15 protein-coding genes are annotated in these 11,888 nt (G+C 70.9%); 8 read left to right on the top strand and 7 right to left on the bottom strand.

The features are described from left to right. The 6 genes from HW578_RS15790 to HW578_RS15765 all read left to right on the top strand — a co-directional run. The coding region (locus tag HW578_RS15790; protein WP_198371510.1) for a lytic transglycosylase domain-containing protein at window positions 1–846 on the top strand (846 nt) is incomplete at its 5' end. Continuing rightward, the gene (locus tag HW578_RS15785; protein WP_198371509.1) at window positions 843–1,694 is read left to right on the top strand and encodes an alpha/beta fold hydrolase; all 852 of its coding nucleotides are present in this window, start codon (window positions 843–845) and stop codon (window positions 1,692–1,694) included. The genes HW578_RS15790 and HW578_RS15785, both read left to right, overlap by 4 nt. A 40-nt stretch (window positions 1,695–1,734) precedes the next feature. Then, window positions 1,735–2,172 (top strand): phosphatidylglycerophosphatase A family protein, encoded by a 438-nt coding sequence (locus tag HW578_RS15780; protein ID WP_369407905.1) that lies wholly within the window; start codon window positions 1,735–1,737, stop codon window positions 2,170–2,172. Then, entirely contained in the window at window positions 2,172–2,651 is a 480-nt protein-coding gene (locus HW578_RS15775; protein ID WP_198371507.1) for a CinA family protein, read from the top strand. Before HW578_RS15780 ends, HW578_RS15775 begins: the two co-directional genes overlap by 1 nt. Before the next feature lie 95 nt (window positions 2,652–2,746). Further along, a complete protein-coding gene (locus HW578_RS15770; protein WP_198371506.1) occupies window positions 2,747–3,724 on the top strand; it encodes a Bug family tripartite tricarboxylate transporter substrate binding protein in 978 nt (325 codons plus the stop codon). Window positions 3,725–3,830: 106 nt separating this feature from the next. Continuing rightward, on the top strand, window positions 3,831–4,448 hold the full coding sequence (locus tag HW578_RS15765; protein WP_198371505.1) for a YcbK family protein: 618 nt from the start codon (window positions 3,831–3,833) through the stop codon (window positions 4,446–4,448). A gap of 99 nt (window positions 4,449–4,547) precedes the next feature. On the opposite strand, the gene HW578_RS15760 is transcribed toward HW578_RS15765, so the two are convergent. Then, window positions 4,548–5,615 carry a threonine aldolase family protein gene (locus tag HW578_RS15760; RefSeq protein ID WP_198371504.1) on the bottom strand — a complete coding sequence of 356 codons (1,068 nt, stop codon included), beginning with the start codon at window positions 5,613–5,615 and terminating at the stop codon, window positions 4,548–4,550. Window positions 5,616–5,687: 72 nt separating this feature from the next. Between HW578_RS15760 and HW578_RS15755 the strand changes: the two genes are divergently transcribed. After that, complete coding sequence (locus HW578_RS15755) at window positions 5,688–6,233, top strand: amino acid synthesis family protein (protein WP_198371503.1); 546 nt, start codon at window positions 5,688–5,690, stop codon at window positions 6,231–6,233. 61 nt (window positions 6,234–6,294) lie between these two features. After that, window positions 6,295–6,855: a DUF4337 family protein gene (locus HW578_RS15750; RefSeq protein ID WP_198371502.1), complete on the top strand. Its 561-nt coding sequence runs from the start codon at window positions 6,295–6,297 to the stop codon at window positions 6,853–6,855. Window positions 6,856–6,898: 43 nt separating this feature from the next. Here the strand turns inward: HW578_RS15750 and HW578_RS15745 are convergent, their stop codons facing one another. The 6 genes from HW578_RS15745 to HW578_RS15720 all read right to left on the bottom strand — a co-directional run. Then, window positions 6,899–7,375: a type II toxin-antitoxin system RatA family toxin gene (locus HW578_RS15745; RefSeq protein WP_198371501.1), complete on the bottom strand. Its 477-nt coding sequence runs from the start codon at window positions 7,373–7,375 to the stop codon at window positions 6,899–6,901. 1 nt (window position 7,376) lies between these two features. Beyond that, window positions 7,377–8,381: a lipoyl synthase gene (lipA, locus tag HW578_RS15740; RefSeq protein ID WP_198371512.1), complete on the bottom strand. Its 1,005-nt coding sequence runs from the start codon at window positions 8,379–8,381 to the stop codon at window positions 7,377–7,379. A gap of 40 nt (window positions 8,382–8,421) precedes the next feature. Then, window positions 8,422–9,261: a class I SAM-dependent methyltransferase gene (locus HW578_RS15735; RefSeq protein WP_198371500.1), complete on the bottom strand. Its 840-nt coding sequence runs from the start codon at window positions 9,259–9,261 to the stop codon at window positions 8,422–8,424. Beyond that, window positions 9,239–10,633: a dihydrolipoyl dehydrogenase gene (gene lpdA / locus HW578_RS15730; protein WP_198371499.1), complete on the bottom strand. Its 1,395-nt coding sequence runs from the start codon at window positions 10,631–10,633 to the stop codon at window positions 9,239–9,241. Before lpdA ends, HW578_RS15735 begins: the two co-directional genes overlap by 23 nt. Next, window positions 10,633–11,121, bottom strand: a complete 489-nt coding sequence (locus tag HW578_RS15725) for a GNAT family N-acetyltransferase (protein ID WP_198371498.1) — start codon at window positions 11,119–11,121, stop codon at window positions 10,633–10,635. Before HW578_RS15725 ends, lpdA begins: the two co-directional genes overlap by 1 nt. After that, window positions 11,118–11,888, bottom strand: a 771-nt coding sequence (locus HW578_RS15720) for a 2-oxo acid dehydrogenase subunit E2 (protein ID WP_232479005.1), incomplete at its 5' end; no start/stop codon positions are given. The genes HW578_RS15725 and HW578_RS15720, both read right to left, overlap by 4 nt.

Below are 11,888 nucleotides of genomic sequence, written 5' to 3'. Positions count from 1 at the left end.
CCCGTCGCCTTCTGCGGCCAGCTCGGCGCGCTGGCGCTGGGCGAGGATGCGGCGCGGCTGTCCGCCCGCGTCTCGCGCGCCGCCGCGCCGCCCGTGACACCGCCTCGCGCGGCGGATTTCACGGCGCGCGAGCTGACCCGCGCGGTGCTGACGCTCGCCGACCTCGGCGACAGCCGCCGCGCGCGCGTCTTCCTGCTGCGGCTCGAGGACCTGGCGAATGACGGCACCGACCGCATGCTGGCCGCGCGCCTCGCCGCGCATATCGGCCGGCAGGACCACGCGGTGTGGGTGGCGCGGCGCGCCGGCGCGGCCGGGGACATGCTGCTGCCGGTCGGCTGGCCCACCCCCTACACGCCGCCCGTGACCAACCCCGAGCCCGCCTTCATCAACGCCATCACGCGCCAGGAAAGCAACTTCGACACCGAGGCGGTGAGCGGGGCGAATGCCCGCGGGCTGATGCAGCTTCTGCCCTCCACCGCGCAGCTGGTGGCGCGCCGGATCGGCCAGCCCTTCCAGGTGGCGCAGTTGACCGCCAGCCCCGAGGTGAACATGCGCCTGGGCGCGGCCTATCTCGACCAGATGCTGGAGCGCTACGGCGGCACGCTGCCGCTGGCGGCGGCCGCCTACAATGCCGGCCCGGGCCGCGTGGACCAGTGGCTCGGCACCTATGGCGACCCGCGCGGGGGCGATCTCGACATGCTGGACTGGATCGAGCAGATCCCCTTCACCGAGACGCGCAACTACGTCCAGCGCGTGATCGAGAACGTCATCGTCTATCGCGCGCAGGATGCCGCGGCGGCATCGCGCGAGCATCCGCTGGCGCGATACCTGCGGCAAGCACCGTGACGCCACGCCGCGTCAGCGTCCCGGCGCGCGACGGGCTCGCGATCTCGGCGCTGGAATGGCCGGGTCCGGCAGACATTGCGCCGGTGCTGGTGCTCTCGGGCATCTGCCGTACCGCTCTCGATGCCGGCGCCATCGCGGCGCACCAGGGGGGGCGCAGGCGCGTGGTCGCCCTCGACTACATCGGCCATGGCGAGAGCGCGCGCGCCGCCGACCCGCGCCGCTACCGGCCCGAGGCGCTGATCCGCGACGTGATGGACGCGATGGCCGCGCTGCACCTGCATGGCGTGGTGCTGGTCGGCACCTCCTTCGGCGGGCTGGTGGCCATGGCGATCTCGGTGATGCGCCCGGCCGCCATCACCGCCGCCGTGCTGAACGACATCGGCCCGCGCATCGAACCTGTGGGGCGCGAGGCGGTGGTGGACTTCATCGGCACCGATCCCGCCTGCGCGTCCTTCGAGGCGACGCTGGCGTGGCTGCGCGAACGCCATCCGCCCAATCCGCTGCTCGATGAGGCGGGGTGGCGCGACTTCGCGGCGCGCACCTATGCCGAGGGCGAGGACGGGCGCTGGCATCCGCGCTGGGACATCCGCATCGGGCAGCAGGCGGTGGGCGATGCGGCCGGCCCGCCACCCGACCTCTGGCCCTTCTTCGGCGCGCTGGCCACACGGCCGCTGATGCTGGTCTGGGGCGAGGAGAGCCGGCTGCTGGGGGCCGCGACGGTGGCGGAGATGCAGCGGGCGCAGCCGGCGATGCACCTGGTGCGCCTGCCTGGCACAGGCCATGCGCCGACGCTCCGCGAGGCGCCGGCGGCCGCCGCGCTGGAAGCCTTCATCGCGGGGCTTCCATGAACGATGCCGAGGCCCCCCTGCCGCCGCGGGCAGTCCCGACGTGACGCCTGCGCTGGCCGTGGCGACGCTGGGCGGCATCGGGCGGCTGCGGCCGGCACCGGGCACGTGGGGCTCGCTGGCCGTGCTGCCGGCCGCGCTGCTCGGGCCGGTCGCGTGCCTCGTGCTGGCGGCGGCGGTGACGCTCGTGGGCTGGGTCGCGGTGCGCACCGTGCTCGCCGAAGCCGCCGACCAGGACCCCGGCTGGATCGTGGTGGACGAGGCGGCGGGGATGCTGCTGGCCCTCGTTGCCGTGCCCGCCGGCTGGGGGTGGATCGGCATTACCGCCGCCTTCGCGCTGTTCCGCGCCTTCGACATCGCCAAGCCCTGGCCGGTCTCCTGGGCCGATGGCCTGCCGGGGGCGACCGGTGTCATGCTGGACGACGTGATCGCCGGCGCCATGGCCGGCGCCGTGCTGCTGCTGGCGGGGGGGCTTTGGTGATGCTGCCGGAGGCGACCCTCGATCAGGCGCGGGTTCTGCTAGCGACGCTCGAGGCGCGCGGCCTGACGCTCGCCACCGCGGAATCCTGCACCGGCGGGCTGATCGCCGCGGCGCTGACCGCGATCGCGGGGTCGTCGAGCGTGGTGATGGCCGGCTTCGTCACCTATTCCAACGAGGCCAAGATGCGCATGGTCGGCTTGCGGGCGGAAACCCTCGCCGCCCATGGCGCCGTGAGCGAGCCTGTCGCACGCGAGATGGCCGAGGGCGCGCTGGCCGCGGCGCAGGTGGACATCGCGTTGTCCTGCACCGGCATCGCCGGGCCGGGCGGTGCCACGCCCGGCAAGCCGGTGGGCCTGGTGTTCATCGGCTGCGCGCGGCGCGGCGGGCCGACGGTCGTGCAGCGCCACGTGTTTCCCGGCGACCGCGCCGCGGTGCGCGCGGCGACGGTGGCGGCGGCGCTGGCCATGGCCGGGGCCTGACGCCCGCACGGCTTGACACCGCACGGGCACACGCCTCCCCTAGTCCGGAAGCGCGCCGGGCACATGGCGCGCAGGACTGGGAAGGACGCCGATCCATGGACCGCCGCGGCCTGCTGCGCGCACTCGCTGCCGCGCCCCTGCTTCCCGCCGTGCCGGCCCTGGCGCAGGCGTCGGCCTGGCGGCCCGACCGGCCGATCCGCTTCGTCGTCGGCTTCGCCGCCGGGGGCAGCACCGACACCACGGCGCGCCTCGTGGCCAATGCACTGGGCAACCGGCTCGGCCAGCCGGCGGTGGTCGAGAACCGCGTGGGCGCGGCCGGCAACATCGGCTCGGAGAACGTCGCGCGCAGCGCGCCGGACGGGCAGAGCTTCGTGGTCGCCTCGGTGGGGACGCACGCGACCAACCAGTTCCTCTATCGCGCCCTGCCCTTCCATGTGGCGAACGACTTCACGCCGGTCTCGCTGATCCTGGTCAGCGCCGCGGTGATCGTGGTGAAGCCATCCCTGCCACTGGCCAGCGTGGCCGAGCTCGTCGCCTATGCGCGCGCCAATCCAGGCAGGATCAATATCGGCACCAGCGGCGTCGGCAGCACGCAGCATTTCGCCGCAGCGCTGTTCGAGCAGCGCGCGGGCGTGCAGTTCACCCACGTGCCCTACCGCGGCGGCGCGCCGGCCATGGCCGACCTGGTGGCCGGGCGGCTCGACCTGGTGTTTTCGCCGCTCGCGGAAACCATGTCCTTCATCCAGTCGGGCCAGGTGCGCCCGCTGGGCGTGACGCGCACCGAACGCATGCCGGCGCTGCCCGATGTGCCGCCCGTCTCGGACACCGTGCCGGGCTACGCCTTCAATTCCTGGATCGGCATCTTCGGCCCCGCGCGGCTGCCGCGGGCCATCGTGCAGACCATGTCGGATGCCATCGCCGAGGCCATCCGCGCGCCCGAGGTGAACCGCCGCATGCTCGAGCTGGGCTACCTGCCGGTCGGCGGCGGCGCGGAGGCCATGGCCGACCTGCAGCGCCGCGACCTAGCGCTGATGGAGGAACTGGTCCGGCTGACCGGCGCCAGTGCGGATTGAGCGCAGCCGGCGGGGATGCGGCGCGCAGGCAACACCCACGGCACAGCTTTCGCGCGACTCGCCGGAGCGGTTGCTCGCGCGGCGGGGCGCGGCGCAAGGTTAAGGCATGATTGACCTGTCCCGCCCCGTGGGCCTGCGACGGCGCGCCGTGCTCGCGGCGCTTCCCGCGGTCGCGGCCGGAGCTGCTGCGGCACGCGCGAACCCGGCGCCGGGCGATCCCGTCGCGCCGCAGATCATCGACATGCGCGAAATCGCGCCCGCACCCGCGCTGCAGGAACGGCAGCGCTGGATCTGGATCCAGAACGAGGCGCGCGAGGAAGTGGCCATCGCCTATCGCGTCGGGCAGGACTACGACATCCGTGCGCTGGCGCGGCTGCAGCACCTGTTCCGCGACCTGCGCGAGAACATCGCCGGGCCGATCCCGACGCTGCTGGTGGACATGCTCTCGCTGATCCAGGAACGCTTCGCCTATACGCGGCCGATCCGGCTCATCTCGGGATACCGCACGCCGGCCACCAATGCCTCCCTGCCCTTCGCGGCGCCGAACAGCCTGCATATGCGCGGCATGGCGGCGGATATCGTGGTCCCCGGCCTGCCGCAGGCCGATATCTGCAGCCTGGCGATGATGTATTCGCAGCATCTCGGCTTCATGGGCGTGGGCTGGTACGGGTCCTTCACCCATGTGGATATCGGGCCGAAGGCGTCCTGGAGCCGGATGCTGTAGGGCACGACCGGGGCGCCGGCCACGCTGCGGCGTCGCAGTCCCGCCTTTCGATGCACCGCCAGTGCGACGCGGCCCGTGATGCAGGCCGCGTCGCGCCCGTCATGCCGCGGCCAGGGCCGTGCGGATTTCGCTCACCGCTTCCTCGATCATCGGCGCAGTCACGTCGAGATGCGTGCAGGCGCGCACCCGCCCACCGAGGCCACTGACCGCGACGCCGCGCATCGCAAGCTTCGCCTGCAGCTGCTCGACCGTCATGCCGGCGCCGCGGATGTCGAAGAACACCAGGTTGGTGTCGGGTTCCTCCACCACCACCCCGGGGATCTGGCGCAGGCCGCGGGCGAGCGCCTTGGCATTGGCGTGATCCTCGGCCAGGCGGTCGATGTTGTGGTCCAGGGCGTAGATGCACGCAGCGGCGCAGATGCCGGCCTGGCGCATGGACCCGCCCAGGCGCTGCTTCCAGCGCCAGGCGCGGCCGATGAACTCCTCATCCCCGCAGAGCACGGCGCCGAGCGGCGCGCCGAGGCCCTTGGTGAAATCCAGCCAGACGGAATCATAGTGCGCGACCATGTCCTTCGCGGCGATGCCCGCACCCACGCAGGCATTCATCAGCCGCGCGCCGTCCATGTGGGTGGACCAGCCCTGCTCGTGCGCGACCTCGGCGACCGCGTTCAACTGCGCCAGCGGCCAGATCGCACCACCGCCGATATTCGCCGTCTGCTCCACTTCCAGCAGGCGCTGGGGCGGCGCGTAGCGCGTCTTCGGGCGGATCGCGGCGCGCACGTCATCGGCGGTGAACATCCCGCGCGGGCCCTTCATCGGCATGATCTGCACGCCGGTGAGCGCGGCATGCGTGCCGCCCTCGGAATGCAGGATGTGCGACGTCTCGTGCGCGATGACCTCGTCGCCCTTTCCGCAATGGGTGAGGATGGCGATCACGTTGCACATGGTGCCCGAGGGCAGGTACATCGCCGCCTGCTTGCCCATCAGCGCGGCCATGCGGTCGCACAATTCGTGCACCGTCGGGTCGTCGCCGTGCTGCTCGTCGCCCACCTCGGCGCGCATCATCGCCTCCTTCATGGCGGGTGTGGGGCGCGTCTGGGTGTCGGAATAGAGGTTGATGCGCACTGGGGGCGCACCGGCGGGCGGGCGGTTCGGGGCATGGACCATGGGCGTCTCGTCCTGGCTGGTGTTGCCCGCAGGATGCCCCCCGCGCGAGGATTGGGCCAGAGGGGGGCCCGCATGGCCGCAATCCGGAAGATCGCGCTGCTGCGCGAGGAAGCGTTTTCGGAACTGGGCGAGGCAGGCGCGCGGCCGGTGGTGCGCGCGGTGGCGATGGTGGTGATCGCGAACCCCTTCGCCGGGCGCTTCGTGGCGGACCTGACGGACCTGATCGAGGCCGGCGCGGAGCTCGCCGCGCGCGTCGCACCCGATCTGGTGCGGATGCTGCCGGGCCCTGCGGTGTCCTATGGCAAGGGTGCGATCGTGGGCGCGGCGGGCGAGATCGAGCACGCCCACGCGCTGCTGCATCCGAAGATGGGCGCGCCGCTGCGCGCGGCGATCGGCGGCGGCGCGGCGCTGATCCCCTCGGCGGCGAAGGTAGGGGCCGTGGGGTCGGCGCTGGACCTGCCGCTGGGCCACAAGGACGATGCCTGGTCGCGCGGGCATTTCGACGCCATCACGGTGTCGCTGGGCGACGCGCCGCGCCCGAGGGAGATCCTGGTGGCGATGGCGCTGTGCGACGGCGGGCGGCTGCTGCACCGGATCGGCGAGGGCGCTCCACGCTGACCCCTTCCGCGAATCGCCACGGCTGGGCACACCGGGGCCTTCGTCGAGCGGAGGGGAAGCGATGGCTGGCGGCGCGCATGTCGATCACGGGTCCAACAAGGGTGTCGCGCTACTGATCGCGGTGCTGGCCCTGTTCCTGGCGCTGGCCGAGACAGGCGCGAAGAGCCAGCAGACCGAGGCGATCAGCCGCAACATCGAGGCGGCGAACCTCTGGGCCTTCTTCCAGGCGCGCACGATCCGCCAGACCACGGTGCGCACCGCTGCCGAGCACGCGGAACTCGCGCTGCCGGCACTGCCCGAGGCCGCCCGCGCGCAGGTCGTGCGCCAGCAGGAGGCCTGGCGCGGCACCGCGGCGCGCTGGGAGAGCGAGCCCGACACGGGCGAGGGCCGCCGCGAACTGATGGCGCGCGCACGTGCGGCGGAGGCCAGGCGCGACAAGTCACTCGCGGCGTACCACCAGTACGAGATCGGCTCCGCGGCCTTCCAGGTCGGGATCGTGCTGGCTTCCGCGAGCGTGATCACGGGCGTCGGCCTGCTCGCGGTCGCCGGCGGACTACTCGGCGTGATCGGCGTCGGCTTCGCCGCGCTCGGCTTCTTCGCGCCGACGCTGGTGCATCTCTAGATGCTGACCCCGTTCGGATGATTCCACCTGATCGGGATCTGCGCTAGCCGGTCGTTGAGGGAGCAGGCGCGCCCGGCACCGGACCAGTCGCGCGCCCGTACAGCATCATGGCGCGGCGTTCGAAGGCGCGCACCATCAGGCGCACCGCCTCGTTGAACACGACGCCGATCGCCATCTGCAGGATGCGCGAGCGGAATTCGAAATCGACGAAGAAATCGACCTCGGTGCCGCCCTGCACGGGGCGAAACCGCCAGTGGTTGTTCAGGTAGCGGAAGGGGCCCGTCTCGTAGGCCACGTGGATGTGGTCGGGGCGTTCGAGCGTGACGCGGGAGCGGAAGGTCTCACGGAACATCTTGAAGCCGATGGTGAGGTCGGCGACCAGCTCGCCCTCGGTGCGCGAGAGGATGCGCGCACCGACGCACCAGGGCAGGAATTCCGGGTAGCGGCGGACGTCGGCCACCATGTCGAACATCTGTTCGGGGGTGTAGCGCAGGACGCGCTTCTCGGCGTGGGTGGGCATGTCAGACCGGGGCCTTCAGGCGCGCGTCGCGCAGGGCGGCGTCGCGCGCAGCGCGCAGGGCGGCGTCGCGCGCAGCGCGCAAGGCCTCAAAATCCCGGTCAGCGTGGTAGCTGCTGCGCGTGAGCGGCGTCGCCGAGACCAGCAGGAAGCCCTTGCCGCGCGCCGCCTTGGCGTAGTCCTCGAATTCCTCGGGCGTCACGAAGCGGTCGACGGCGGCGTGCTTCACCGTGGGCTGCAGGTACTGGCCGATGGTGAGGAAATCCACATCGGCAGAGCGCAGGTCGTCCATCACCTGCAGCACCTCGATCCGTTCCTCGCCAAGGCCGACCATGATGCCGGACTTGGTGAAGATGGAAGGATCGAGCTGCTTCACGCGGTCCAGCAGCCGCAACGAATTGTAGTAGCGCGCGCCGGGGCGGATGGTGGGGTAGAGGCCCGGCACGGTCTCGAGGTTGTGGTTGAACACGTCCGGGCGCGCGGCGACCACGACCTCCAGCGCGCCATCCTTGCGCAGGAAGTCGGGCGTCAGGATCTCGATGGTGGTGGCGGGCGCGGCGGCACGGATGGCGCGAATGGTCTGCGCGAAGTGTTCGGCACCGCCATCGGGCAGGTCGTCGCGGTCCACCGAGGTGATCACCACGTGGCGCAGTCCGAGGGTCGCCACCGCCTCGCCCACGCGGCGCGGTTCGTCGGTGTCGAGCGGCTTCGGGATGCCGGTGGCGACATTGCAGAAGGAACAGGCGCGGGTGCAGGTCTCGCCCATGATCATCATGGTGGCGTGGCGCTGCGACCAGCATTCGCCGATGTTGGGGCAGGCCGCTTCCTCGCAGACCGTGACCAGCTTCTTCTCGCGCATCAGGGCGCGGGTCTCGTGATAGATCGGGTGGGTCGGCGCCTTCACGCGGATCCAGGCGGGCTTGCGCTGGATGGGGTTGTCCGGGCGATGCGCTTTTTCCGGATGCCGGGCAGCGCCCCTGCGGTGGTCGATTTCGACGCGCGTGGTCATGACCAGCATATAGAACCGCTTGCCGCTGCCGACGAGGGTCTCATGGCTTCAGCGCACGCAGGCTGAGTGAGAGGGGCAGCCAGGGTCGATCCGGCCAGGTCCACAGCCCCTGCGCATCGCGGACGCAACCGGCGAAGGGCTTCCAGACGAGCCCCGGATGCTCGCGCAGCCAGTCGAGCCTGAGCCCCGCCCGGCGCAGGGCCGCCAGGATGGATGAGAGGGTATGCTGGAACTCGACGGTGCGGCTGTTCGCAAGCCGTGCCTCGGCGTCCATGTAGTCGGCCGCATCGTCGAAATGCCATGGGCCATGCTCGAAGTACGGGAAGCGCCAGCCGGGGAAGCCCGCTGCGCGAATCCCCTCGTCATCAAAGACCCGGGCCACGGGGTGCATGTCGGCAAAATAGAGCGCCCCACCCGGGCGCAGCGCGTAGCCGATGACTTCAGCCCAGGCGTCGAGGTCCGGCAGCCAGCAGATCGTACCCCAACTGGTGAAGACCAGGTCGAAGGCGCCGGCATCCTCCGGCAGCGCCGCCGGCGTGCACAGCACGTCCGAGAGCACGAAGCGCGTGTTGTTCAGCCCACATTCCGCGGACAGGTTGCGCGCGGCATCCAAGGCCGGCGGGCTGAAATCCACGCCCACCACGCGCCGCGCACCGCGTTGCGCGAGGGCCACGCTGTCATCGCCCAGGTGGCACTGCAGATGCAGGATCGCGAGACCGCTGACATCGCCGATCTCCGCTTCCACGATGGCATCGAGCTCCCCGCGACCCGAGCGGTGCGAGGAGAGATCGTAGCCGCGCGGACCGAGATGGACGGCCGTACGCTCGTCCCAGTTCGCCTGGTTGAGGCGCCGCCAGTCAGATGTGGATGACGCGGCCATAGGCATCCAGGACGGATTCATGCATCGCTTCCGACACCGTGGGGTGCGGGAAGACGGTGTGCATGAGCTCCGCCTCGGTCGTCTCGAGCGTGCGGGCGATGCCGTAGCCCTGGATCATCTCGGTGACCTCGGGGCCGACCATGTGGGCGCCGAGCAACGCGCCGGTCTTGGCGTCGAACACCGTCTTCACGAAGCCTTCCGGCTCGCCCATGGCGATGGCCTTGCCGTTGCCGATGAAGGGGAAGCGGCCGACCTTGAGGTCGTAGCCCTTCGACTTGGCGGCGGCTTCCGTGAGACCGACGCTGGCAACCTGCGGGCGGCAATAGGTGCAGCCCGGGATGTTCAGCACGTCCATCGCATGCGGATGCAGGCCGGCGATGGCTTCGACGGTGATGATGCCCTCGTGGCTCGCCTTGTGCGCGAGCCAGGGCGGGCCGGTGAGGTCGCCGATGGCGTAGACCCCCGGTTCGCCGGTGCGGCCCATGGCGTCGGTGACCACATGGGTACGGTCCACCTGCACCTTGGTGCCTTCCAGGCCAAGGTCTTCCACGTTGCCGACGATGCCGACCGCGCTGATCAGGCGGTCCGCCTTGATCTCGGTGACCTTGCCGCCGGCTTCGACGATGGCAGCGACGCCGTCGCCCTCCTTGCGGACGCCCTGCACCTTCGCACCCACGATGACCTTCATCTTCTGCTTCTCGAAGGCCTTGTGGACGAAGGCGGAGACCTCCGCGTCCTCGACCGGCAGGATGCGGTCCATGGCCTCGATCAGCGTCACCTCGCTGCCCATGTTCAGGTAGAAGGACGCGAATTCCGACCCGATGGCACCCGAGCCGATGACGATCAGCCGCTTGGGCAGCGCGGGGGCGACCATCGCTTCGCGATAGGACCAGATCAGCTTGCCGTCGGGCTCCATCCCCGGCAGCACGCGGGCGCGGGCGCCGGTGGCGAGGATGATGTGCTTCGAAGCGAGCTCCGCGACTGGCTTGCCGTCCTTGCTCACGCTCAGCTTGCCGGGGCCGGCCAGCCTCGCGTGGCCGTCGAACACGGTGACCTTGTTCTTCCTGAGCAGGTGCTTCACGCCGCCGGAGAGCTGCGCCGCGACACCGCGCGAACGCTTTACCACCTTGGCGAAGTCGAAGCGGACATTGTCGGCCGCGAAGCCATAGGCATCGAGGCTGTGCAGCAGGTGATTGATCTCGCTCGCACGCAGCAGCGCCTTGGTCGGGATGCAGCCCCAGTTGAGGCAGATGCCGCCGAGGTTCTCGCGCTCGACCAGCGCAACCTTCATCTTGAGCTGCGATGCGCGGATCGCCGCGACATAGCCGCCGGGGCCGCCGCCTACCACCACCAGGTCGAATGTCTCGGCCATCACGCGGCCTCCCGTGCAAGCGTTGCGAGCGCGTCGCCAGCCAGGCGCCGCGTGATCCATTCCTTGAGGTTCTCCGCCCCCATGGCGTCATAGGTGGCGATCGCGGGCGCGTTCCAGTCCAGCACGGCCCAGGCGAGGCGCCCGCCGCCCTCGGCCAGCGTATCGGCCGCCAGCCGCGCGAAAAGCGCCTTCGCGATGCCCTGGCGGCGGAAGCGCGGCTCGACCCACAGATCCTCGAGCCAGCGCCCGTGCTTCGCGAGGAAGGTCGAGAAGGTCCAGTGATAGAGCGCGATGCCGGCGGGCTCGCCATTCAACTCCGCCACAAGGCAGCCCGCGCGCCTGGGCGTGCCGAAGATCGCGGCGTGGAAATCGGCCTCGGTGCCGCGGGCTTCGTGCGCCAGCTTCTCGTACTCGGCCAGCGCGCGCACGAAACGCGCGATGACCGGCACGTCGGCGGGCACCGCCTCCCGGATCGCGAGCGCCGTCACAGCAGCAGGCTCAGCGGGTCCTCGATGGTGCGCTTGAGCGCCTGCATGAACTCGGCCGCCAGCGCACCGTCGATGACGCGATGGTCGACGGACAGCGTGCAGGTCATGACCGTCGCGATGGCCAGCGCCCCGTCCTTCACCACCGGCTTCTGCAGCCCGGCCGAGACCGCCAGGATGCCGGCCTGCGGCGGGTTGATGATGGCGGAGAAGTCGCTCACGCCATACATCCCCATGTTCGAGATCGAGAAGCCGCCGCCCTGGAATTCCTCCGGCTTCAGCTTGCCGGATTTCGCGCGCGCGGCGAGGTCCTTCATCTCGTTGCTGATCGCCGCCAGGCCCTTGCGGTCGGCGCTGCGCACGATCGGCGTGATCAATCCTTCGGGGATGCTGACGGCCACCGAGATGTCGACGTCGTGGTACTGGAGGATCGCCTCCTCGGTCCAGGTCGCGTTGCAGGCCGGGAAGCGCCGCAGCACCGCCGCCGTCGCCTTGATCACCAGGTCGTTGACGCTCAGCTTGTAGGCGCCCGGCCCGTCCTTCGGCGAACGCGCATTGAGGTCGGCGCGCAGCTTCAGCAGCGCGTCGATCTCGATGTCCATGGTCACGTAGAAATGCGGGATGCTCGCCTTCGATTCCGACAGGCGGCGCGCGATCACCTTGCGCATCGTGCTGTTCGGCACCGCGGTGTGCGCGGCGGTGACGGCCACCGGCGCAGGGGCGGGCCTAGGCACGGGCGCCGCAGCCGGCGCGGCCACGGCAGGCGCGGG

Origin of the sequence: Roseomonas rosulenta, assembly GCF_016106005.1 — a bacterium.
In the GTDB taxonomy this organism is placed as follows: Bacteria; Pseudomonadota; Alphaproteobacteria; order Acetobacterales; family Acetobacteraceae; genus Neoroseomonas; species Neoroseomonas rosulenta.
The sequence above is the reverse complement of the archived record's forward strand: the minus strand, read 5'-3'. Positions and strand labels throughout refer to the sequence as shown.

Bases quoted from the DNA above. Each gene is read 5' to 3' on its own strand.
- lpdA (WP_198371499.1), bottom strand. From the start codon at position 10,633: ATGGCCGAGACATTCGACCTGGTGGTGGTAGGCGGCGGCCCCGGCGGC.
- HW578_RS15770 (WP_198371506.1), top strand. From the start codon at position 2,747: ATGGACCGCCGCGGCCTGCTGCGCGCACTCGCTGCCGCGCCCCTGCTT.
- HW578_RS15745 (WP_198371501.1), bottom strand. From the start codon at position 7,375: ATGCCCACCCACGCCGAGAAGCGCGTCCTGCGCTACACCCCCGAACAG.
- lipA (WP_198371512.1), bottom strand. From the start codon at position 8,381: ATGACCACGCGCGTCGAAATCGACCACCGCAGGGGCGCTGCCCGGCAT.
- HW578_RS15760 (WP_198371504.1), bottom strand. From the start codon at position 5,615: ATGGTCCATGCCCCGAACCGCCCGCCCGCCGGTGCGCCCCCAGTGCGC.
- HW578_RS15765 (WP_198371505.1), top strand. From the start codon at position 3,831: ATGATTGACCTGTCCCGCCCCGTGGGCCTGCGACGGCGCGCCGTGCTC.
- HW578_RS15755 (WP_198371503.1), top strand. From the start codon at position 5,688: ATGGCCGCAATCCGGAAGATCGCGCTGCTGCGCGAGGAAGCGTTTTCG.
- HW578_RS15750 (WP_198371502.1), top strand. From the start codon at position 6,295: ATGGCTGGCGGCGCGCATGTCGATCACGGGTCCAACAAGGGTGTCGCG.
- HW578_RS15735 (WP_198371500.1), bottom strand. From the start codon at position 9,261: ATGGCCGCGTCATCCACATCTGACTGGCGGCGCCTCAACCAGGCGAAC.
- HW578_RS15775 (WP_198371507.1), top strand. From the start codon at position 2,172: ATGCTGCCGGAGGCGACCCTCGATCAGGCGCGGGTTCTGCTAGCGACG.